This is a genomic window from Paenibacillus sp. Soil750 (assembly GCF_001428045.1).
GTDB lineage: Bacteria > Bacillota > Bacilli > Paenibacillales > NBRC-103111 > Paenibacillus_E > Paenibacillus_E allorhizoplanae.
Genome location: NZ_LMSD01000005.1, coordinates 107,878 through 131,011, shown reverse-complemented (window position 1 = coordinate 131,011; position 23,134 = coordinate 107,878). Strand labels below are relative to the sequence as shown.

Genomic DNA, 23,134 nt, shown 5'->3' with positions numbered 1-23,134 from the left:
TGTAAGTTTTATCGCCAATAACAAAGCTGTTTTCGAACACCGAAAACGTATACTTTCTTATGTGGTAAGTAAATGACAAAGAGATTCAATTTGGGATAAAGGACCTGATGTGATGACTACTTTTAGATACGTAGGCCCCATGATATTGATGACTATGCTAGTCTTAGGACTAACGGGTTTCGTGCCTAACGTAGATGCGGCTTATGCGGTGTCTTCGGATCCCATGAGAGTGAAGCAAACTTATCTGGATATGATTCGCGTTGACCAAGCATGGGCTGCGGCAGGTGATGCCCGTACGCCGATCGTTGTCGCCGTGGTTGATACAGGCGTTGACCTTGGACATCCAGATTTAACTGGCAATTTAGTGGATGGTGTGAACTTGCTGCAGGCTTCGAAGAAGCCTTTTGATGATAATGGACATGGAACGAACGTAGCCGGCTTGATTGCCGCTGCGATTAATAACGATAAAGGCATCGCGGGCATTGCCCCTAATGCCAGAATTATGCCAATCAAGGCACTTGAAGCAGATGGAACTGGCGGTGAAGCTAAGCTGGGTGAAGGCATTAAATATGCCGTGGATCACGGGGCGAAAATCGTAGTCCTTTCCTTGGGATTGAACAAATACTCGGATTATCTGGCAGGTATTGTGCAATACGCAGAGGATCGCAATGTCTTGCTCGTCGCCGCTGTTGGTAATGAAAGCACGAGTGTGAAATATCCCGCGGCGTATCCAACTGTGCTTTCTGTTGGCGGTGTGAGCACCAATAAACAGGCTGATCCACGATCAAATTACGGCCCAGAGCTCGATATTATGGCGCCATGGGACGTCTACACGACGGCGCTTGGCGGTGGCTACCAGTATCAAGATGGAAGCTCAATGGCTGCGCCACAAGTGGCAGCCGCAGCTGCACTAGTATGGGGGAAATATCCGGCTATGTCGGCGTATCAAGTACGCTCACAGCTCGAGCAAACAGCCACGGACTTAATGTCCAGAGGGTGGGACGCTAAGACGGGTTATGGCTTATTGAATATCGAAAAGGCACTGACGGAGCCTTATAAGCAAGATCGCTTCGAGCCGAATGATCTTGCGAGTCAGGCCGCTTCACTTCCTAATCATACGGTAGTCAAAACGAACCTCAGCTCAGGGCAGGACCAAGACTGGTATGCGATTGATGCAGCTTACGACGGTTATATTCAGTTAGCAGTACAGCCCGAGGACGGCGCAGGTATTCGTGTGAATATTGATTCTGGACAGAGTTTTGTCGCGGCTAGTGGAGCTGCTGAGGGAAGCCAGTCGTTCACTGTAGCTGTGACCAAAGGCATTACCTACGTGCAGTTGGAGAATGTTGATCGAGCACGCAAGACACTGCTTAATTACACGTTGCGAACGGATTTTGTTATTTATACGGATCCTTTTGAGGATAATGATAAGCAGTATAAAGCTTTTACACTGCCAGAACGCAGTCAGACCATTCGAGGCACGTTTCATGAAAAAGGAGATATCGATTGGTTCGCACTCACGCTTGAACACTCGGGCACAATGCGCCTCAGACTATCTACGGATACGGGGCGGATTGATCCAATGCTTCTTTTCCAGAAAGAAGGGGAGAAGTCCACGACGATCGATCAAGCGGGCGATGGCGGTATCGAAGTGAGCTCTCAGATGGAAGTGCTTCCTGGGCAATATTATATTCGTGTTAGTAATGTGAAGGATTATACCGGACCGATTACGGGTGAATACACGTTAGAGATAGAGTATACGCCTAAATTGATTGATGCGAACGAACCGAATGACAAATCGTATCAGGCTACTTTTGCTGCGATGAATGCAGGGTATGAAGGTGTTTTTAGTAAAAATGAAGACGTTGATTGGTTCGAGTTCCGATTGACTTCCGATAGTTTGGCCCAGATCAGATTGACGAATATTCCTACCTCTCGTACGTTGTATGCGACGTTGTATAATAACTCGTTGCAGGAAGAAGGTACCTATCGTAGTGACAGTGGTTCGAGTCAGCTTAATTTCGAGAAGCCGTTGCCCGAAGGAACGTATTATATTAAACTCCAGGCGAACCAGTGGTTCATGAGTCAGATGTATCGCTTACAGTTGAACAGTTATGGGCTGGTCAGCGGGTATGTTGATATTGCTGGACATTGGGCACAAGATGCCATTAGCAAGCTTACCGAGCAAGGGATGATTAGCGGCTACGGGAATTATCGTTTTGCACCGAATCAATCCATTACAAGAGCTGAAGCGGCTACCGTGCTGTCTCGTGCTTTGCGTTTATCGAAACGCAAGGATTTGCGATTCAGCGATTTAGCCGTTTCACATTGGGCTTACGACGATATAGCCAAAACCGTTCAAGCCTCCATCGTAGATGGTTATCCAGATGGGACATTTAAACCCGACGGCAAGCTGACCCGTATGGAAATGACACAAATGCTTGCGCGCAGTATGAATATGACAGGGAAGCTGAGAGGCAATGCACCTTTTAGCGATGTGAGTGAATCTTATTGGGGTGTAGGCATTCTCAAACAGATGGCGGCAGATGGTTGGATCAGCGGATTTCCCGATGGAACCTTCCATCCAGAAGATCAGGCAACACGGGCTGAATTTGTGACTTTGCTGGCGAGAGTTGTAAATCGGTAAAATTGAAGAGGAGTGACCTATGGGCGAGACGGACAAATGGAGTGAAGTGGCGCAATACGCGTCGTTGATGAACATGGCTAGTATAGCTGTCTATATTCTTTGCATCGGGTTGGCGTGGTGGTCGCTACAAGCGTTCCGCTTTGATGTTTTGCTGCGAAGGCCCAAAGGCGCACAAGCGATTATGCTGCAAATTTTACTTTCGATCGGACTCGGGCAACTGGTTGCAGGGTTTTTCATTCAGTATTTAGGTCTCTCGATGAGCTTCAGTAAGATGTTTTAATGCGATTTTCCGAATAATGCGGAAGTTTGTTGTCAACAATGGATAATAGAACGGAATGAAAATCACATGACGCTTCGAACTCTATGTAGGGCATCTCTGACTGCCAAAAGAACACAGTTGTAACTATGTGGCTCCAAATGATAAACTTAGGAAATGTGCAAAACCTGTCTTTTAAAATAAGTGCGCGGAGGGACCATGATGAGCAAAATTATCGTCCGCGGTGGCCGAAAGCTAGCTGGCAATGTAAAAATCAACGGAGCAAAGAATGCGGTACTGCCGATTATTGCGGCTTCCATTCTGGGGTCGGAAGGTGAAAGCGTCATCCATGATGCGCCTCCCCTTGACGATGTACTAGTCATTAATAAAGTATTACAAAGCTTAGGAATTGAAGTCGAATACAACCGTCAGGTGATTCGAGTAAGAGCTAGGCAGATTAATACCTGTGAAGCTTCCTATGATCTAGTCCGTAAAATGAGAGCCTCTTTCCTCGTGATGGGTCCTTTGTTAGCTAGGTTGGGTCAAGCGAGAATTTCGCTTCCAGGCGGTTGTGCGATTGGCACAAGACCGATTGACCAGCATCTCAAAGGCTTTGAAGCGATGGGTGCCGATATTGAACTGGGTCAAGGCTATATCGAAGCTAAAGTGAAAGGGCGCCTGAAGGGTGCCAAGATTTATTTGGATGTCGCCAGCGTAGGTGCAACCGAGAACATTATGATGGCTGCAACGCTTGCGGAAGGTACAACAACGATTGAAAATGCGGCAAAAGAGCCGGAAATTGTTGATTTGGCTAACTACCTGAATGCGATGGGCGCTGTGATCCGCGGTGCGGGAACGGGTGTTATTCGTATTGAGGGTGTAGAGAAGCTTCGTGGTTGCGTACATACGGTGATCCCAGATCGCGTAGAAGCCGGCACATACATGATCGCTGCAGCTATTACAGGCAGTGAGCTGTATATGGAGGGTGCGATTGGAGACCACCTTCGTCCTGTCATTTCCAAAATGCAGGAAATGGGTGTAACGATTGAAGAAGATGAGAACGGCATTCGCGTTCGAGCTACAGGTCCGTTGCGTGCGGTAGACGTGAAAACGTTGCCGTATCCTGGCTTCCCAACCGACATGCAGTCGCAAATGATGGCACTGTTGATGGTAGCGGACGGAACGAGCCTTGTAACGGAGACTGTGTTCGAGAACCGTTTCATGCATGTGGAAGAATTCGCGAATATGAATGCAAACATTAAAGTGGACGGTCGCACAGCGATCGTAAGCGGTAATTCCAAACTGCGTGGTGCTAAGGTATGTGCAACAGACCTGAGAGCTGGTGCAGCGCTCATTCTCGCGGCATTGGCGTCTGAGGGTGAGACGGAGATTACGGGTGTCCATCACATTGATCGTGGCTATGTCGATATCACTGACGTTCTGCGTGAACTAGGTGCCGATATCTATCGCTCGGTCCCACAAGAAATTGAGCAAGAAGTGGCGGAGCTTGGATTTTTCAATATCCAGCCGACGCTAGCGTAAGACAAGAGGAACCATCAGGGAACGGACCTGATGGTTCTTTTTTTTTTTGAGTCTACCTCTATACCTACCCTGCAGCTGGATCCTATCAACTTACTTACCTGCCTCGTTCGAGTTCTATTCTAGCAACCCCTCTCATAAGCTAAGACATACCAAAATTGCTGCTAGTAAACGCGCTAATGGAGGCTGCTCAGACATATGTTCAAAAAGAAACGCGTGCTCAGAAAAGAAGTCATCCTGTGGATGGCTGTTTGCTTATCTTCCATGTTGTGTGTCACTATCATCGTGCCTGGATTGCTAGTCAAGAAGATTCCGACCGACGAGGTGTACCCGATCCCCATTGAAGGCACAACTTTGCAAGAGACTAGCGGTCAACAAGGGTTGATGATTCCCGTGTATTTGACGAAGCAGGCCATCGTGCAAACCGTTCCACTAGAACAGTATGTAAGAGGTGTGCTAGCTGCCGAAATGCCCGTAGATTTCGAGTTAGAGGCACTCAAGGCGCAAGCGATGGCGGCGAGAACCTATGTTGTGCGTAGAGTCATAGAGAAGGATTATAGCAATATGCCCGTGAATGATGCGCTAGTGACAGACACGACAGCCCATCAAGCCTATCTGACGGATCAAGAGCTTAGGACGAAGTGGGACAAGACCAAGTACGAAACGAATATGGCCAAAATTGATAGAGCCGTCAATGAGACCAAAGATAAGATACTTACTTATGGACATGTACCGATCAACGCGACTTTTTTCTCAACAAGCAATGGGTATACCGAGAATTCGGAAGAATATTGGCCGTTCGCAAGTCCTTATTTACGCAGCGTACCTAGTCCATGGGATATTAAGCTGTCCTCTCGCTATCAAGAAAGTGTCACGATTAGCTATAAGACGATGCTTCAGAAGTTAGGTGTAGCTAGTATCTCAACGACAGATACCAGTGCCAAAGGGATGAAAGTACTCTCTTGGTCTACCGGACATCGGATTAAAAGCATGACGATAGGAGGCAAGGTATTCACAGGTCGCGAAGTAAGAGAGAAGCTAGGTCTAGCATCCTCTCAATTCGCTTGGAAATGGGCGGGCGCTCAAATCACGATTACTACGTTCGGATACGGCCACGGAGTAGGTCTCAGTCAATGGGGCGCCAACGGTATGGCGAAAGAAGGGAAAACCGCGGAGGAGATCGTAACCTATTATTACACGGGCATCTCTATTGAAAATGCAGCTTCTTTTCTCAACAAATCGTAAACTTGTAATGTTTCTATAAAAATATCTTTCTGGAAGTATAAAACCTTGTAAAGTGTCAAGAATGGTTGATGAGGTGATAACCATGAGTGATAATAACAAAGGTTTTCAGAAAGAAGAAGCTCCTAAAACTGTTCAAGGAGCACAAGGTCCAACATCTGCATGGAAGAGGTTGCTTGCTAAGAAATGGGTATTCCCAGCGACGTATGTGGCAGCAGCAGCAATTATCTTAACCTTAATGTGGGTGTACCAGGGAGCAGGAACGAAAACAGTCAGCCTAGATGATCCGGGTCTTAAGGTTAGCAGTAGCGAACAAACCGATAATCCGAAAGCACCACATGATGGGGCTCTCGCGGTTAACGGAACCACGGAAGCCATGCAATGGCCTGTGAAAGACAGAGCTGCAGTCGAAGTGGCAATTCCTTACTATGACACGAATGCATCCAACGATGTGAAGGCAGCGGCCATGATCGAATACCTCGATCAACTGACACCGCACACGGCAATTGACTTGAAAGCTAAAGATGGCGCAGCATTCGATGTACTTGCGGCACTAGGTGGTAAAGTTACAGCCGTTGAGCAAAGCCCTGTTGTAGGTAAGCTAGTTGAGATTACACACAGCAACGGTTTAATCAGTATTTACCAAAGTTTATCTGATGTGAAGGTAACGAAGGGTGCAGAAGTGAAGAAAGGCGATATCATCGCCAAAGCAGGCAGCAACGATTTCGAGAAGGAAGATGGCGTGCATTTACACTTTGAAGTACGTCAAGTTAGCGACAATGCAGCCGTTAACCCGGAAAACCTCTTGAACGTCAAGCAATAAGCAGCATTTCGAGCATTACGATACATGGGGCTAAAGCCTACATACAGTGAACGGCAGCGGGTATATTCCTGCTGCTTTTTCACATTTTTCTTGCACATTTGACCGGTTTGGGCGCCAAAAGCTGGTTTCCTGATATTATTTTGAAAATAAATATGGGAAATGAGCTTGTCAGGCTTGGTTACGTAGAATATCTAGTCATGCCCCTCATATACTTTACCAAACTATCTCGAGTAGGGAGGCGAGGGGAGTGCACGATTACATCAAAGAGCGAACCATTAAGATTGGTACCTGTATCGTCGAGACCAAGAATACGGTTCGCACCATTGCTAAGGAATTCGGCGTTTCCAAAAGCACAGTGCATAAGGATTTGACGGAAAGACTACCGGAAATCAACCCAGACCTGGCCAATCAGGTGAAGCACATTTTGGAGTATCACAAGTCAATTCGGCACCTTAGGGGAGGAGAAGCGACAAAAATTAAGTATCGTAAGACCCGTAATCCTAAGCTTTCCGAAATCCTGGTTACGGTTAAGTCCTAAGATACCCTTCATCCCGAGATGTTTCCTGTGTTTCCTATAACTGGACGTGTCGAAATTTCACGGAAAAAGAGGAAAACATGCATTTATAGCGAATTTAGCTTATAATTAGAACTGTATATCAGAGCGCCGATTCTTCACGGGATGGACGGTAGGTTTAGGGAGGATTAATTAGAAATGTTCAGCAAGGATATTGGAATAGATCTCGGCACGGCAAATGTGCTTATTCATGTAAAAGGTCGCGGAGTTGTGCTTGATGAGCCATCCGTAGTCGCAATTGAAAGCGATACGAAACGTGTGTTGGCTGTTGGAGAAGAAGCCTTCCGCATGGTAGGTAGAACACCTGGTAACATTATTGCGATTCGTCCTCTTAAGGATGGTGTTATCGCGGATTTTGATATTACGGAAATGATGTTGAAGCATTTCATTGCGAAAATTGGGGGCAAGAATTGGTATTCTCATCCGAGAATACTGATCTGCGCCCCTACCAACATTACCTCAGTTGAGCAGAAAGCAATTCGCGAAGCAGCTGAGCGCAGCGGTGCCCGAGAGGTATTCATGGAAGAAGAACCGAAGGCGGCGGCAATCGGCGCTGGAATGGACATCTTCCAGCCTAGCGGTAACATGGTTGTTGATATTGGCGGGGGGACGACGGATGTTGCCGTGTTATCCATGGGCGACATCGTCACCTCCTCTTCCATCAAGATCGCAGGCGACAAGTTCGATATCGCGATCACGAAGTATATCAAAAATAAGTACAAGCTGTTGATCGGTGAACGGACAAGCGAAGATATTAAGTTGAAAATTGGAACGGTATATCCACATGGGCGTGATCAAGAGATGGATATTCGCGGAAGAGATATGGTTTCTGGACTTCCATTGACGATTACAATTCACTCTAGTGAAGTACAGGAAGCGTTATGGGATCCGGTTTACTCCATCGTCACAGCGGCGAAGAGCGTACTCGAGCGGACACCACCTGAGTTGTCTGCGGATATTATTGACCGTGGCGTTATTCTGACAGGCGGCGGCGCATTATTGCATGGGCTTGATCAATTGCTTGCGGATGAGTTGAAAGTGCCTGTTCTTATCGCTGAAGATCCAATGTCTTGCGTTGTTAAAGGCACTGGGATTATGTTGGATAATTTAGATAAAGTAACCAAACGTAAATTTTAATGAAATAACCTATCTAAGAGGTGACTAGATGTTAAGAGGACTGTATACCGCGGCGGCAGGGATGATTTCTGAGCAACGCAGACACGATACCATAACGAATAATATTGCCAACTTGAATTCCCCAGGTTTTAAACAGGGTAATGCCTTGTCGCGTTCGTTTCCAGAAATGCTGATCTCTACGATTCGCGGTGGACAAGGTGCCTCTCCAGCACCACTTGGGAGGATGAGCTTAGGTGTGTTCTCGGAGGAGAGTATCTCCGTTCACACCCAAGGCGATCTGCAGGAAACGCAGAATCCCTTCGATTTCGCATTGGTCTCCAACATTCAATTACCGGGAATTGCATTTGATGCAACGGGTAAATACGTAAATGCAGAAGGGGAGCGAACGTTCCAACCGCAGGCACTATTTACCGTCTTGAACCCGAATGGCGAGCAGCGTTACTCCTTAAACGGGAAGTTCACTGTCGATGCAGGGGGTCAGCTTGTTAATGCTAATGGCGAACAAGTATTGGGCCGAGATGGACAACCCTTGGTCTTGTTGGATGGAGCCGGGCAACCGATCTCCAATTTCAAAGTAACGGCTAAGGGCGAGTTCATGAATAGCGACGGACGCCCGATTCTGGATGCGGCTGGCGCGCCGATCGGTTTGATGCTTTCACGTGCAGAGAATCCGAATCTATTGCTCCGTGAGGGGAATGGGTTATTGCGTATTAATCCAGGAGATGAAGCGACGATCTCGCAAGTAGCGCCAGGTGATCAAGTTGAAGTGCGCCAAGGTTTTATCGAGCGATCGAACGTAGATTCCGCGCAATCCATGGTGGATATGATGTCGGCGCTGCGCGCCTATGAGGCGAATCAGAAAGTGATTCAATCGTATGATAAAAGTATGGACAAAGCAGCAAATGAAGTAGGACGCGTCTAAATCTAGCTTGCGAAGGAGCCAGCCATGAACAATTCCATGATCAACTCATCGGTATCCATGCACAGCTTACAGCAAAAGCTGGATATTCTCTCCAATAACATAGCAAATGTGAATACAAACGGCTTTAAGAAGAAGGAAGCCTCCTTCGAGGATGTGTTGACGAATGTGCAAGCGCAGCCTGAAGGGTTCCGTCAGCAAGGTCGCTTCTCGCCGCTCGGTTTTAACCAAGGCTGGGGATCGAGGCTTGTGCAAATTCAGACGAATTTGGCGCAAGGGCCGATTCAGCCGACAGGTAATACAACCGACTTCGCCATTCAAGGCGATGGCTTGTTTGAAGTAGCCGTCAGCAAGGTGGACGATAATGGTGATCAAGTATTCCAGCCCGCATGGACACGTAACGGGGCATTCAGCTTAACGCCGGACGGACAGGGTGGGACGGTTCTTACGACGAAAGAGGGCCATTATATCTCCGATATCGATGGAAGCCCGATTAATGTACCATCAGGGACTCGACCAGTCGTTGAGAAAGACGGTACGATCAAAGGCTACAATGAACAGGACCCAGCTGCTGCGCCCGTAACTTTAGGTCAAATCAAGCTGGTGCGTGTCGTACGACCGCAGCTTCTTCAAGATGTGGGGGATAATTTATACACACTTCCAACGGGGATTACTGAGGCTGAGAAAGCGAATATCTTGCAAGATGTGAACGGCGTGGCTGCAACAGAAGCGACTCGCGTTAGCTTAATGCAGGGCTTTCTGGAACAATCCAATGTGACACTCTCGGATGAAATGACGGACCTGGTTATTGTCCAACGCGCCTTACAGCTGAATTCCCGGGCCATCACATCCTCCGATCAGATGATGAACATGGCTAACAATTTACGTGCATGATCGTAGAAAGGTAGGGATAGGCTCGATGGCAGACAAGCCAGCTCCAGTTAAGAAGAAGCCAAGGCCGAAATGGCAGAAGATCCTATGGCTTATTTTCAAAATTGTACGTATTCCCGTGCTAGCCATTGCAGCGATCTATATTGGTCTATGGGTGGGCTACACGAAGTTTGGGAATCAACCTTCATCAGAAATCTTACATATTAGCACATGGCGGCATTTATACGATCTCGTTTTTGCGAATTAATCGAACTCCCGTATGGGAGTTTTATTTTTGTAAGAGCAGTTGTATAATGAAGAAAGACTTTATCTACCAAATATTGAAATTTCGGATCGGATACTTAGGCGCAGGAGGAGTACCTTGAATATACCGAACATGCTCACGATCAGCAGGTTTGTACTAATCCCCGTGTACCTCGTGCTTTTTTCCAATGGCCACATCCGAACCTCCTTCATCATTCTACTTGTAGCTGGATTAACGGATATTCTAGATGGCTATATCGCTAGAACGCGCAAGCTGATTACCCCGATGGGTGTGATGTTAGATCCACTTGCCGACAAATGCATGATGATTGCGGTCATCCTCTCCCTCCTCATCTCAGAGATGATTCCTTGGCAGGCAGCAGTGGCCATGTTCATCCGTGATGCAGGCATGATTATTGGCTCCGCCTTCTTTCATTTCAGAGGCAAACTGACCGTTCCAGCGAACGTTATGGGGAAGCTAACGACGGTACTCTACTATTTCGCCATCCTCTTTATTGTGTTTGAATTCACCTTTGCCATCACCTATTTGTGGTATGTGATCGGGGTCTCTTTCTTAACGTCATTCATTTATATTTTCCAGTTCCTTCTATTAAATCGTGGGGCTCGAGCGAAATAACGGTTATGGAAAAAATGAAAAAGAGCCTATGTAGGGGTCTGTCATACAGACCGTTACATAAGCTCCCCTTATATGAACCTTCACTTCTGCAGGATATGAAGGGACCTCCCTATTGTAAGTAATTCCCTTGTATTTTATACAAGTATTCGAAAGGAGCACGAACGCAACATGCTAGATATTAATCAAATACAAGAGATCATTCCTCACCGCCCGCCTTTCCTTCTAGTTGACCGTATTTTGGAGGTAGAAGAAGGGGTTAGAGCTGTAGGAATTAAAAATGTTACGATCAATGAACCATTCTTTGCAGGACATTTTCCTGGTTATCCGGTTATGCCGGGGGTTTTGATTGTTGAAGCTTTAGCACAGGTTGGTGCTGTAGCCGTACTGTCCATGCCTGAATATAAAGGCAAAATCGGCCTATTCGCAGGTGCAGATGGCATTCGCTGGCGTCAGCAAGTTGTACCTGGAGATACACTTACCTTAGAAATGACCATCACACGGGTAAAAGGCACTATTGTTAAAGGCCAAGCTGTGGCTAAAGTTGGCGACAAAGTGGTAGTCGAAGGTGAGCTTATGTTCGCCCTTGCTAATAAATAGCCCATACATATAAAGGAGATGAACCTACGACGATGACGCGTGTGCAAACAGAGTATCAATTATGGCTCCAAGATCCAGCTGTCGATGAGCAAACGAAGCAAGAACTTCAAGCAATTCGGGAAGATGAGAGAGAAATCGAGGATCGCTTTTATAAAGATCTTGAATTTGGGACGGGCGGTCTCCGTGGGGTCATTGGCGCGGGTACCAATCGTATCAATGTATACACCGTGGGTCGTGCTAGCCAAGGCTTAGCGCAATATGTAAACGGAACAGGCGCGGTTAATCCGTCTATTGTTCTAGCGTACGATTCCCGCCATATGTCACCTGAGTTCGCATTAGAATCCGCGCTTGTTTTTGCGGGCAATGGGATTAAAGCGTATCTGTTCCAGACACTGCATGCAACACCGCAGCTTTCTTTTGCTGTCAGATACCTAGGCGCGTCAGCGGGTGTTGTTGTCACAGCAAGCCATAATCCACCGGAATATAATGGTTATAAAGTGTACGGTGCAGACGGTGGGCAATTGGTGCCTGAGTTTGCAGAGCAGGTTATTGATCACGTACAGAGCATCAATACCTTTGATAAAGTGAAGAAGTTGTCTCAGCAAGAAGCGGAAGCGCAAGGGCTTCTCGCATGGTTAGGTGAAGATGTCGATCAGGCTTACATACAAGCGGTTACGGCCGTTAGTCAAAATCCAGACGTCATTAAGGAAATCAGCGATGATTTCCGTGTGATTTTCACTCCGCTGCATGGCGCAGGGAATATACCGGTGCGTGAAGTTCTGAAGGCTGTTGGCTTCGAACAAGTGCGGGTTGTTGCTGAGCAAGAACTGCCAGATGCACAATTCTCTACCGTCAAATCGCCGAACCCAGAAGAGCGCGAAGCGTTTACGCTAGCAATTGCACAAGCAAAGGAATGGAATGCTGATATTATTATCGGAACCGATCCGGATGCTGACCGTATGGGTGCCGTCGTGAAGGATCCGAATGGTGAGTATGTCGTGTTATCGGGCAATCAATCCGGTGCGATTATTGTGAACTATTTATTGTCGAGTATGAAAGAACGTGGAACCCTTCCAGCTAACGGTGTTGTGATCAAAACGATCGTAACGAGTGAGATGGGCGCAGTTATCGCGAATCATTATGGAATTCCAACACTGAATACCTTAACGGGCTTTAAGTATATCGGTGAAAAAATGTCGCAATTCGAGAAAACAGGTGAGTACACTTACTTGTTTGGCTATGAAGAGAGCTATGGTTACTTGGCTGGCGATTATGCAAGAGATAAAGATGCAGTCATCGCGGCTATGTTAATTGCGGAAGCTGCGGCTTACTATAAGAAGCAAGGCAAAACCCTGTATGAGGTCCTGCAAGAGCTGTACGAATCCTTTGGTTACTTTTTGGAAAAACTGGAATCTAGAACCCTTAAAGGGAAAGACGGCGTAGAACAAATTGGCCGCATGGTGGAAGCTTGGAGAACAAATCCGCCAACTGAGATCAGCGGTACACGTGTAATCGCGGTTGAGGACTACGCACAAGGGATTAATGGCTTACCTCGGGAGAACGTTCTTAAGTTCAAACTAGAGGACGGTTCATGGTTCTGTTTACGTCCATCCGGCACAGAGCCGAAAATTAAATTTTATTTTGCAGTCCAAGGAACAACAGGACCTAAGGCTGCACAGCAACTAGATGGCATCATTCAATACGTGCTTAATCGTGTAGACGGATAGTGAAATAGGTGTACAAAACCTCTTCAGAACCTAAGTGAGGGATAGCTCGTCTAATACATGGCTGGATATGAAATCTAGCATGTATTGGGCGTATTCCCCGCGTTTGGGGGCGGAGAGGTTTTCGAGTGTATAAGGGATTGGAAAGTAAAATGCTCTAAGGAGTGGACAAACTGGTGAATCTGTATCAAACCTGGAATAACCCGTTAAGAAATATTTTATGGTGGATCGTGATTTTGGGGATGCTGTGTTCCTTGCCGCTTGCTTATACACGTCACCAAACCGAAACGTCGGCGAATCAAGTTGAATTCGTGTTCGACTATCGTGATTTATTGGATATTGCTGACGTGCAGACGAATCCACAGAGTTTTGTGAACAATGAGTTGAAGAACATGAAAGCCGCGGGCATAAGCTCTATGGCTGTTTACGAAAGCACGTTAGGTGAGTTCAAAGAGAGCCGTCGCATTGAGATGTACAACTCCCGTGACGCGGCTATGCTGACTCAAACACTTGGTAATCCTAGCGAGAACTATACGTATGTGCTGTTCGCAGATAACCAAACGCAACAGAAGTTAGAGCCGCTTATCCAGAAAACGTTCGCGGATCTGCAAGTGGGCGTGAAGCCGTGGAGCTTCAAAAACCGTAATGGTCTCGTCATTCAGATGAGCATGGATGATGCTTCTATTAAGGCGATGGATCCAGACCCGATTACGCTGCAAATGCTGAAAGAGCAAGGTTTTCAAATCGTTGTGCGGTTAGCGAATCGTAGATCGTTCCACACCAATGAGATGGATGCTATGCTTAAGCAGTTCCATGATCTTGGTGTCAAACGCATCATCGTGGACGGGAATGAAGTCCCTGGATACACCGAAGAAGATACAGAAGTTAATTTGAATAAAATGGCTGATTTGCTTAATAAAAACGGCATCGGACTCGCAGCAATTGAGTTATTGAAGGAGCCGCAAAAAGGATTCAGTACATTAGCTAAGCAAACGAATTACAACGTTGTGCGCCTGCACTCTTTTACTGAGAAAGATGGCGAGAAACTGACAGAACCGCTGAAAAAAGCTGAGCTTGCTGATCGTGTGCAGGGTGTGTCAGATCGGCTTGTATTGGCTGTGAAGGATCGTAATATCCGCATGGTATTTCTGAATGCCAGACCGGTGAAAAGCTTAGATAAAGGCAAGGTTGTTGATCCGCTTTCGTCCTATTATGCAGCCTTGCAGGGTAAAGACGGTGCAATTCCTCGTATCCAAGACGTAGGCTTTACGTTAGGACAAGCTGAGGCATTCGATGTACATACTACAGGTTGGCAAAAGATTGCTCGATTCTTCTTGCTGTTAGGCGGACTGAGCTTGATCGTATGGATGATTTCGTTCTTCTTGCCTGAATTGACGATTGTATTCTTCGTTGTGGGCTTGCTAGGTTTGGTTGCTTTACATACGCTTTCGGCGAATTTGTACGCGCAAGGACTTGCGTTGGCGACAGCTATTAGTGCACCTAGTGTTGCGGTTATGCTGGCAATCCGCTCAGTGAGATCAGGTGTTGCAGCGAAATGGAAATCAGGACTGGCTTATGGGTTATGGCAGCTGCTTCGAACATCGCTTGTTTCCTGTATAGGTATTGTTTATGTTGTGGCGTTGCTAAATCATGTGACGTATTCCTTGGTACTTCAACAGTTTAGAGGTGTTGGGATGCTGCATTTGCTACCAATTGCCATAGTTGGTGTGTATCTCTTATTCTTTAGTGAGAATAATACGTATAAGGAAAAGATCGCGAATATTCGCCGATTGCTTTCTTCCTATATAAGTGTGTTGTGGATCGTGATCGCAGGCGTTGGACTTGCGGCAGTCTTCTATTACTTGTCTCGTACAGGGAATGAAGGACAAGCTTCTTCGATCGAGAAGTTATTCCGTTCCTTCTTAGAAAATACATTAGGCGTACGTCCGCGGACGAAGGAATTCCTAGTTGCTCATCCGATATTCGTACTGGGTGCGTACTTGTCCGTTCGTTACCGTCATGCCGTGTACTTGCTGTTCATCGGTGTCGTCGGTCAACTTTCCTTAGTGGATACGTTTGCTCACCTGCACACACCGCTGCACATTTCCTTAATCCGTATCTTCTACGGACTTGTGCTAGGTGCAATCATCGGGTTAGTTCTCATTGCAGCTTGGGAAATACTCACAAGGAGTTGGAAACGATGGGTACAGCCCCAATTGTCAAAATAGCGTTATCCGGCTACTATGGTTTCGATAATAGCGGGGATGAGGCTGTACTGCAGTCGATTTTGTTCGCTTTGCAGGAGCAGGGTCAGGCACAGGGCATTCAGATTGAACCTATCGTGCTTTCGGCCAATCCAGCGAAAACAACAGAGATGTATGGCGTGAAGGCTTATCATCGGATGAAGCCAGGCTCCCTGTTGCGAGCTTTGCGCGAATCGGATGGTCTAATTAGCGGCGGTGGCAGCTTATTGCAAGATGCCACTAGCTCGAAGACGATCCCGTATTACTTGGCTGTTTTGAAAATTGCACAATGGCTGGGGAAGCCAACGTTTATTTATTCGCAAGGCATCGGGCCGGTGGGCCGGCCGATGTTCTACGGCTGGATCCGCAGCGTGTTCAAGCGCTGCGCCTTCGTGTCGGTCCGCGATACAGAGTCCGCGGACTTATTGGGTAAGATGCGTCTCCCGCGGGAGCGCATCACGGTTGTGCCCGACCCGGTGATGGGCTTGCCCCTCCGGGATGGCGGGGTTGGCGCGCCGAGTGATGGCGCGTCTTCGGTGGCGGCGCGGACAATCGGCGTGTCCGTCCGCTTCTGGAACGAGGATCACTCCGAGCTGGAAGCTCTCGCGCGGTCCCTGCAAGAGCTGCTCGCAGCACACACGGACGTGCAGCTGCGGTTCTTGCCCTTCCACCTCCCCTCGGATGAGGTGGCGTCGCAGTTCGTGATCGACCGATTGGGCGATCACGGTGGTCGTGCGGAGATGGTGCGTGGCATCACGCATCCGCAGGATATGCTCGCGCAGGTCGCGGCGTGCGACCTGCTGATCGGGATGAGGCTGCATTCTTTGATTTATGCAGCCTCGCAGTTCGTGCCTATGGTGGGGATCTCGTACGATCCGAAGATCGACCAGTTCCTCCATAGGCTTGGTATGAAAGCCGCCGCATCGACAGCTCGCTTCGATGCTTCTGACTTTACGCAGGAGGCGCTGGGCCTCCTCGATGGTCGCGAGCAGTGGGCGGCGTCGAGCAGCGCTGCCATTGAGCAGCTGAAGGCGCAAGCGCAGCTGCCCGCGCAGCGGATCATTTCTTTTTATAAACGGAAATAGTAGATAGATTTTCATCCACATTCCACCAACTAGCAACCAAAATGCAACCTACAACGTCAATAATAAGGAAGAGATATAATGAGCTCTACTTCTGTTACCAATCAGCCAGCAGCACTGGCATCCTTGCAAGCTATACCGAAAGTGCGCATTTACGGTGTGCCTATCTCCAAAATGAGCATGAAACAAACCGTTGATTACTTAACGAAGGTCATTGAGTTAAAACAGCCGCATCAGGTTATTACGGCTAATCCGATTATGGTGATGGCCGCCCAGGACGATCCTTCTTATTTGAAGATGATGCAGTGCGCAGAGTTGATCGTGCCAGATGGAACAGGTGTTGTTTGGGCCGCTAATCACGTCGGTCAACCTGTCGCAGAACGAGTGCCTGGCTATGATTTAATCCACGAACTCATGAAGGTCGGGGAGAAGAAGGCATGGAAGGTCTACCTGTTAGGTGCTTCCAATGAAGTTATTCAAGCCGCGGCTGAGAAAATTCGCACGACTTATCCGAAGGTAAACCTAGTCGGAGTAAGGGATGGCTATTTCGGCGATGCCGAGGACGCGCAAGTGATTCAATCCGTTAAAGATGCTGGGCCAGATCTGCTTCTCGTAGGTAGAGCGGCAGCGAACCAAGAGCCTTGGATCGGGAAATACAAAGAACAACTGGGTGTGCCTGTAATGATGGGAGTTGGCGGAAGTTTCGATGTGCTTTCGGGCAAGCTAAAGCGAGCACCTAAATTTTTTCAAAAACTACGTCTGGAATGGTTTTACCGCCTTCTTCAGGAACCGTGGCGCTATAAGAGAATGCTTCTATTACCGAAATTCGCAGTGAAAGTGATGCGCGACAAAGAGAACGTCACAAAACAATGAAAATATCTTTGAAAATTGGCTGAAAACGGTCATTTCAGATGAATTTAGCAGTAGTATTTGTGACGGAATGGGAGTATAATTCATTTCGGCGGTCACCGGCCTGCCACCCATGACAAGAGGAGCTGTGAAGAAGACATGTATGGATTATATGCGATAGGGTTTATTGCTGCGTGCGTTATGGCGTTGTTGCTGACACCCCTGGTCAAAAAATTTGCCTTCTGGGTAGGAGCTGTTGATGCCCCCAACCATCGGAAGGTTCATACGCGAATTATGCCGCGTTTAGGAGGATTAGCGATTTTCCTCGCGTTCGTTGGAGCTTATTTCGTCGTCTCTCCAGCACTTGATGCCGTGAATTCAGATGCTGCTTTTGGACTTCTGCTCGGAGGCTTTGTGATTGTTGTCACAGGTGCTCTAGATGATCGCTTTCAATTATCCCCCAAATGGAAGCTTTTAGGACAGCTTATTGCTGCCTGTATCGTTGTTTCATTTGGACTCAAAATAGATTTGGTTAATATTCCATTTGGTGAAACGAACCTGCCGATTGGCTGGTTGAGTATCCCGATTACAATATTGTGGATTGTCGGTGTATCCAATGCGATTAACTTGATTGACGGCCTGGATGGTTTGTCAGCAGGTGTATCGGGTATCGCAACAACAACGATTCTCATTCTTGCCCTGATGATGGGGAACGTAACTGTTATTTTACTTTGTGTGATTTTGCTAGGAAGTATTTCAGGCTTTATGTTCTTTAACTTCCATCCGGCCAAAATCTTCATGGGCGATTCCGGCGCCTTGTTCCTGGGCTTCGCCCTTGCAACACTTTCGATTCTCGGCTTTAAGCAAGCTGCTGTTGTTTCACTATTAATCCCGATTATGATTTTAGGCGTGCCCTTATCTGATACGTTCTTTGCCATGCTTCGCCGTTATGTGAATAAACTGCCAATCTCGGCACCGGACAAAAGCCACTTGCATCACTGCTTATTGCAAATGGGCTTCAGCCATCGTACAAGCGTACTGATCATCTATGGAATTGCTGCTATTTTCGGTGGCAGCGCGGTGGTCTGCTCAGTATTTATTTCCCAAGACTCTACTTGGGGATTGATTATGATTATAGTCGCATTGTTCCTCGTTATGCTTGTCGGGGCAGAGGCTATCGGTATTATTAGCAAAAGCCGCAAGCCTGTGATCAACTTCCTGCAAAGGTTAGTAGGTAAGCAGGTTCAGAGTGATCGCGTAGGAAAATAACCTATACCTCATCATTTCATATGACTTATCTAACCCAGCCCTTGTGGCTGGGTTTTTACTTTTTAAGGGAAAACCTTTCTATCTCTAAACATTTACCTGCAATCAACCGATAAGTAATATACAGTAACTTTTGGCGATTAGCCGCGTCTAATCATGTAGAATGATAGAAGAATTTGGGAGGGATTGTCGAAATCTAGTTGAGTGATAAATGATACACCAGTCCCATACATAAAAAGCTAATCACATTTAGATAACATAAGGAGGAAATTGTTTTGAAACGATTACAGACCAAACTAGCAAGCATACTGTTGATCATATCCTTGATGATTAGTTTAGTGCCTGCGATGACAGCGAGTGCAGCTTCAACGCTAGTTATCAAAAACTTATACACGGAAACCGATAATGCTGGTACATCTACAGCTCGTCCTACGGATAACAACTTGGTAACACGAATTACACAACTACCCTTTGTTTTAAATGTAGAAACAACGAATTTAACGGATTCACAGATTCCATCCATTTATTTTGAGATCACGAATATTAACTCTGGTGCCGTTGTAACAGAGAAAAATAATAAGGCTCAAATCGCTGGATCCAATCTAGTAAAATTCGATAACATTCAGTTGTCAGAAGGTTTGAATAAAGTTGTTGTATATCTAGGAGAATCAAGTGCTATTGCGTCCGCGCCAGGCTGGCTTTACTACGCCCCGACGACGAATTTATCTAACATTACCGTTAATAACGAGCAACTTGAAGATGGTAAAATCTATCCGGTTGACCGCGGCCCGCTGAAAGCAGGCACAACAGGTATTCAAATCAAAACGAAAGCTTCCAATGCAAGCGCAGTCCAAGCTACTCTTTCAGGGGATAGTCTGCCTAAGCTGGGCTTCAAAAGTAATGACGGTTATTTCTATTTCACGGGCGATGATAAGAATAAATCGTCTTCCACGTGCTCTTCGGTGACAAGCTTCTGTTTAACTGCAGGGGATAATATTATTAACTTCACAGCAAGCAATGACACGAATAAGTATCAAGTGGTTAAAAAACTATGGTATGACAATGGTCAACCATTTGCTTTCAACGGTAAGGTATTAGCTACAGGGCAACCTGAAACATCGAAAGATTTAATCACCATCCCGACGTTTCAAACCAGTGCGCTTACCTTTACAGCGAATGTCAAAAGTGATTTTGATGCTACAGGTACATCGCTAAAATATCGATATGTCGATGTCGCGATAAATGATGGTACGGTAGCTACTATTGATTTAGCAGCAGCTGGTACTGTTACCGGTGTAACGTATTCTTCGGCCCATAACGCTTCTTTAACTCGTAATGCTGAGTATACAGTTAAGGATGTAACGGTTGAGATTCCAACCCTTACGGGCTATGCCCTTAATGAACAACGATTAACGTTTACTTTCCGCGATATCTCGAACAGTCTAGTACCTGTAACATCAGAATATAAGTTCAAATATGTAGACCCAGACAAACCTTATATTGATAAGGCGACACTTACTAACGGAACGGTAGAGAATGAACTAAGTTTAACGGATGAGAATTTAGTGAATGAGCTACCAGGGCTAGTTCATATCTATACGAATGATGAGACAAAATTTATTAGAGCCAAGCTTGACGGCGTATATTATCCAGACACTACTGACATCACTGGCGCGGTCTACGGGGATATGAAGAAGTTTGATATAACGCTGCAAGGGATTAGCGACGGAAACAAGAAGCTGAGCATCGAGCTTTATGATGTAAATGATGTGAAATATAGTACAACAGACTATAAGCTAACCATCAGCAATGCACCTTACGTTATCATCAATAATATTTCAAATAGCATGTCCATCAGAAATATCAAAAATTTGACTTGCGGAACAACCGAGGCATGTATCTCTGGTCGTTTAGTGAACTTTTATCAAGATCCAATTGTGGCACCAGCAACTAAGCCTGGGAATAAAGTAGAAGTATTTTTGAATGAAAGTTTGTACACACTAGACTCTCAAACAATCGATACGATATTTGTGCCAGGAACCAATGCCTTTACCTTGCCTTTGAACTTGTTTAATTCGGATATTACCAAGGTATTAGTCGAAGGGAAAAACACATTAAAATTCAAGATTTACGTTAACAATGTCTTCATTACAGAGCAATCCTATGACATCTACTTATTCTCAACAGATGCGCCGCAATTCACTTTGATTAAACCAGTAGAAAATGGTGCAATCGGTGCAGGTACCCAATTTGTCGCTGGGGCGGATGCAGACACTTATACAACAACGCAGCGTACGGTATCCTTTAGCGGGATATTTACGAGTCTTGATGCGAATGGAGCGGCTTCGCCAATTAAAGCACTGACACTAGTCGTGCATACGAAGGATGCCAAGGGTGATGCCTTGGTGTATCAACAAACGATTAAAGATACAATCACTGTTATCGACCAAACGCCTAATTCAAGGACAGTTACATCCTTAGGAACAGATTTCTTCTCGGGTGTATCCAATACGCTTCCCACACAAACGTTTACGACAAATGGCTTTAAATTATTAGATGATTCTGATGTTGTATTTGAGTTTAGAATTACGAACAATTCCAATATTACATCAACCAGATCCATAACGATTACAAGACAAAATGTCCCTTATACAGTTATTCAACCTCTCCTGATTAAGAATCCAAAAGGAGAACTGCAATCCAATATTAATAGTGATTTCTATAATATTGTCCTTGAAGCAGAAAATGCGGACAGTGTCGTGTTTGGAAAAGATGAAGCGACGAAACGTACGGTGAATTCTGTGGATCAGTATTTGTATCAGGCGACAGGGTTAAAACCTGGTGCGAACGTGATTAAGTTCACTATTACACGCAATGGTGCCAAGGTGAATGGTAGCTTCATTCTCTTCAATACCAATACGAATGTGCAAGGCATGCAAACCTTACAGTTAATGAATACTAAATTTAAGATTTTTAATGGAGGGGTTCAATTATCCTTCCCTAAAGACACTAAATTAATGAGAAATGTCCCAGATAGCAATAACAATCAGTACATTTCAACGACTCGCAAAATCTTATTTGGTATAGCAGATACGGATGATGGAAGAATTAATAAGACTCTGTATCCGGTAGCGAATGGCTATTTTAAATCTAAGATTAGCGTTAAGGTGCCAGAAGATACGTTCCATGCAGCGAGTAATCTGTACTATATGGATGCAGGCTACATTCCTGCGCCAAGTACAACAACAACGACAGCAGACGATTTGAGCAAAGGTCTTAATGGAACTGGTTTGGATCCCTATGATGATACTACTTTAGGACGTCCATATTTCAATCGTCTTAATGATGAACTCGTTGTACCTTCTCAGGAAGGGTCGTTAACGTTACAATTCGATCCGGCTATTCGTCAGGATGCAGGGAAGTATATTACCGTGTTCTTCTATGACATTTACGCGAATTACGCGAACACCACGGATTATGGCTGGAAGAACATTGGCGGTGTAGTAGATAACAAAGCGAACACTATAACAGTGCCATTCCGAAAGTTTGGTTACTATCAAGTTATGTACATGGACCGCAGTTTTGATGATATGACGGGTCATTCCTTTGCGAGAACTGAATTGGAAACTCTCTACTCCAAAGGGGTTATGAGAGCCAAAACAACATTCTCCTTTGGACCGAATGATTACATTACACGTGGTGAGTTTGCTCAAATCTTAGTGAAGGTGTTTAAGCTTCCTATGAATTATAGCGGCAGCTCAACGTTCTCAGATGTTCTGAAAATTGATAATGCCATCGGTATGCTTTACGATTACAAGTACATTGAGACCGCGGCAAGAGCGGGTATTATTCGTGGTCAGGCAAGTAATAGATTCAACCCTAGTGGATCCATAACGCGCCAAGATGCCGCTGTTATGATTGCTAGAGCTGCTGAAATGAAATTGAGCACGGATCTTAAAAAATCACTTACGTCGTTGCAGAAAACATTTACGGACGCCGATAATATTGAGTCCTACTCAAGACCTTCTGTTGAAGCTGTTGCTAAGGCTGGCTTAATTGAGGGGATCGAGAATACTCTGCTGGCGGGAGAAACAAAAGCAACTGTTCGCTTCGACCCAACAGAACTGTTAACGCGCGCCCAAGCGTCCATCATTTCGTATCGCGTTATGAAGCAACAAAAGATGGTTCCATAAGTAGAAGTTAAAACAAACAGCCCTGTCACCTAATAAGTGATGGGGCTGTTTTTGGTATGTATTTAGAATGCATTGAGACACACATTTGGAAAATACTTATCAATGAAATGTAGTATAGAGTGTCGTATACTAAGTTTGTGGCCGAGGTGATAGACGCGAAGCTACACGAAAGAGAATCAGAGATCGCCGAGCAAGTAGATTCAAAAGTCGCCCCGTTGGTTATAAGTTTTTATAACAAAAAAACTTTAAAATATTAGGAGGAAACACCCTTT

The 23,134-nt window shown here is 46.0% G+C and carries 18 protein-coding genes; all 18 read left to right on the top strand.

From position 1 onward, the window contains the following. Positions 1-112 precede the first annotated feature (112 nt). A complete protein-coding gene (locus ASL11_RS07075) occupies positions 113-2,647 on the top strand; it encodes a S8 family peptidase (protein WP_056611640.1) in 2,535 nt (844 codons plus the stop codon). A gap of 19 nt (positions 2,648-2,666) precedes the next feature. After that, positions 2,667-2,927 (top strand): DUF1146 family protein, encoded by a 261-nt coding sequence (locus ASL11_RS07070; protein WP_063795496.1) that lies wholly within the window; start codon positions 2,667-2,669, stop codon positions 2,925-2,927. A 198-nt stretch (positions 2,928-3,125) separates the two neighbouring features. Further along, positions 3,126-4,445, top strand: coding sequence for a UDP-N-acetylglucosamine 1-carboxyvinyltransferase (murA, locus tag ASL11_RS07065; RefSeq protein ID WP_056611637.1), 1,320 nt, complete (start codon positions 3,126-3,128; stop codon positions 4,443-4,445). Positions 4,446-4,640: 195 nt separating this feature from the next. Further along, positions 4,641-5,687 carry a stage II sporulation protein D gene (gene spoIID / locus ASL11_RS07060; RefSeq protein ID WP_056611634.1) on the top strand — a complete coding sequence of 349 codons (1,047 nt, stop codon included), beginning with the start codon at positions 4,641-4,643 and terminating at the stop codon, positions 5,685-5,687. Positions 5,688-5,769: 82 nt separating this feature from the next. Continuing rightward, positions 5,770-6,507: a M23 family metallopeptidase gene (locus ASL11_RS07055; RefSeq protein ID WP_056611631.1), complete on the top strand. Its 738-nt coding sequence runs from the start codon at positions 5,770-5,772 to the stop codon at positions 6,505-6,507. A gap of 247 nt (positions 6,508-6,754) precedes the next feature. Then, complete coding sequence (gene spoIIID / locus ASL11_RS07050) at positions 6,755-7,045, top strand: sporulation transcriptional regulator SpoIIID (RefSeq protein WP_056611628.1); 291 nt, start codon at positions 6,755-6,757, stop codon at positions 7,043-7,045. Positions 7,046-7,219: 174 nt separating this feature from the next. Next, positions 7,220-8,218 carry a rod shape-determining protein gene (locus ASL11_RS07045; RefSeq protein ID WP_056611625.1) on the top strand — a complete coding sequence of 333 codons (999 nt, stop codon included), beginning with the start codon at positions 7,220-7,222 and terminating at the stop codon, positions 8,216-8,218. Between the two features lie 28 nt (positions 8,219-8,246). Continuing rightward, positions 8,247-9,140, top strand: coding sequence for a flagellar hook-basal body protein (locus ASL11_RS07040; RefSeq protein ID WP_056611622.1), 894 nt, complete (start codon positions 8,247-8,249; stop codon positions 9,138-9,140). Positions 9,141-9,164: 24 nt separating this feature from the next. Beyond that, positions 9,165-10,031: a flagellar hook-basal body protein gene (locus tag ASL11_RS07035; RefSeq protein ID WP_056611619.1), complete on the top strand. Its 867-nt coding sequence runs from the start codon at positions 9,165-9,167 to the stop codon at positions 10,029-10,031. Positions 10,032-10,056: 25 nt separating this feature from the next. After that, positions 10,057-10,275 (top strand): DNA-directed RNA polymerase subunit beta, encoded by a 219-nt coding sequence (locus tag ASL11_RS07030; RefSeq protein WP_056611616.1) that lies wholly within the window; start codon positions 10,057-10,059, stop codon positions 10,273-10,275. A gap of 114 nt (positions 10,276-10,389) precedes the next feature. Then, positions 10,390-10,908: a CDP-alcohol phosphatidyltransferase family protein gene (locus tag ASL11_RS07025; protein WP_056611613.1), complete on the top strand. Its 519-nt coding sequence runs from the start codon at positions 10,390-10,392 to the stop codon at positions 10,906-10,908. Between the two features lie 168 nt (positions 10,909-11,076). Then, positions 11,077-11,505 (top strand): 3-hydroxyacyl-ACP dehydratase FabZ, encoded by a 429-nt coding sequence (gene fabZ, locus ASL11_RS07020; RefSeq protein ID WP_029195635.1) that lies wholly within the window; start codon positions 11,077-11,079, stop codon positions 11,503-11,505. Between the two features lie 32 nt (positions 11,506-11,537). Further along, complete coding sequence (locus ASL11_RS07015; protein ID WP_056611610.1) at positions 11,538-13,232, top strand: phospho-sugar mutase; 1,695 nt, start codon at positions 11,538-11,540, stop codon at positions 13,230-13,232. A gap of 173 nt (positions 13,233-13,405) precedes the next feature. Then, positions 13,406-15,457 (top strand): DUF5693 family protein, encoded by a 2,052-nt coding sequence (locus tag ASL11_RS07010; RefSeq protein WP_327205089.1) that lies wholly within the window; start codon positions 13,406-13,408, stop codon positions 15,455-15,457. Beyond that, a complete protein-coding gene (gene csaB / locus ASL11_RS07005; RefSeq protein WP_056611607.1) occupies positions 15,430-16,557 on the top strand; it encodes a polysaccharide pyruvyl transferase CsaB in 1,128 nt (375 codons plus the stop codon). The genes ASL11_RS07010 and csaB overlap by 28 nt, the downstream gene beginning before the upstream one ends. A 78-nt stretch (positions 16,558-16,635) precedes the next feature. After that, a complete protein-coding gene (locus tag ASL11_RS07000) occupies positions 16,636-17,427 on the top strand; it encodes a WecB/TagA/CpsF family glycosyltransferase (RefSeq protein ID WP_056611605.1) in 792 nt (263 codons plus the stop codon). 135 nt (positions 17,428-17,562) lie between these two features. Next, the gene (locus ASL11_RS06995) at positions 17,563-18,672 is read left to right on the top strand and encodes a glycosyltransferase family 4 protein (RefSeq protein WP_056611602.1); all 1,110 of its coding nucleotides are present in this window, start codon (positions 17,563-17,565) and stop codon (positions 18,670-18,672) included. 272 nt (positions 18,673-18,944) lie between these two features. After that, positions 18,945-22,862, top strand: coding sequence for an S-layer homology domain-containing protein (locus ASL11_RS06990; RefSeq protein WP_056611599.1), 3,918 nt, complete (start codon positions 18,945-18,947; stop codon positions 22,860-22,862). The last annotated feature ends 272 nt before the right edge of the window (positions 22,863-23,134 follow it).

Excerpts from the sequence above, each read along its gene's own strand:
- ASL11_RS07075 (WP_056611640.1), top strand. The coding sequence starts at position 113 with ATGACTACTTTTAGATACGTAGGCCCCATGATATTGATGACTATGCTA.
- ASL11_RS07070 (WP_063795496.1), top strand. The coding sequence starts at position 2,667 with ATGGGCGAGACGGACAAATGGAGTGAAGTGGCGCAATACGCGTCGTTG.
- murA (WP_056611637.1), top strand. The coding sequence starts at position 3,126 with ATGAGCAAAATTATCGTCCGCGGTGGCCGAAAGCTAGCTGGCAATGTA.
- spoIID (WP_056611634.1), top strand. The coding sequence starts at position 4,641 with ATGTTCAAAAAGAAACGCGTGCTCAGAAAAGAAGTCATCCTGTGGATG.
- ASL11_RS07055 (WP_056611631.1), top strand. The coding sequence starts at position 5,770 with ATGAGTGATAATAACAAAGGTTTTCAGAAAGAAGAAGCTCCTAAAACT.
- ASL11_RS07045 (WP_056611625.1), top strand. The coding sequence starts at position 7,220 with ATGTTCAGCAAGGATATTGGAATAGATCTCGGCACGGCAAATGTGCTT.
- ASL11_RS07040 (WP_056611622.1), top strand. The coding sequence starts at position 8,247 with ATGTTAAGAGGACTGTATACCGCGGCGGCAGGGATGATTTCTGAGCAA.
- ASL11_RS07035 (WP_056611619.1), top strand. The coding sequence starts at position 9,165 with ATGAACAATTCCATGATCAACTCATCGGTATCCATGCACAGCTTACAG.
- ASL11_RS07030 (WP_056611616.1), top strand. The coding sequence starts at position 10,057 with ATGGCAGACAAGCCAGCTCCAGTTAAGAAGAAGCCAAGGCCGAAATGG.
- fabZ (WP_029195635.1), top strand. The coding sequence starts at position 11,077 with ATGCTAGATATTAATCAAATACAAGAGATCATTCCTCACCGCCCGCCT.
- ASL11_RS07015 (WP_056611610.1), top strand. The coding sequence starts at position 11,538 with ATGACGCGTGTGCAAACAGAGTATCAATTATGGCTCCAAGATCCAGCT.
- csaB (WP_056611607.1), top strand. The coding sequence starts at position 15,430 with ATGGGTACAGCCCCAATTGTCAAAATAGCGTTATCCGGCTACTATGGT.
- ASL11_RS07000 (WP_056611605.1), top strand. The coding sequence starts at position 16,636 with ATGAGCTCTACTTCTGTTACCAATCAGCCAGCAGCACTGGCATCCTTG.
- ASL11_RS06995 (WP_056611602.1), top strand. The coding sequence starts at position 17,563 with ATGTATGGATTATATGCGATAGGGTTTATTGCTGCGTGCGTTATGGCG.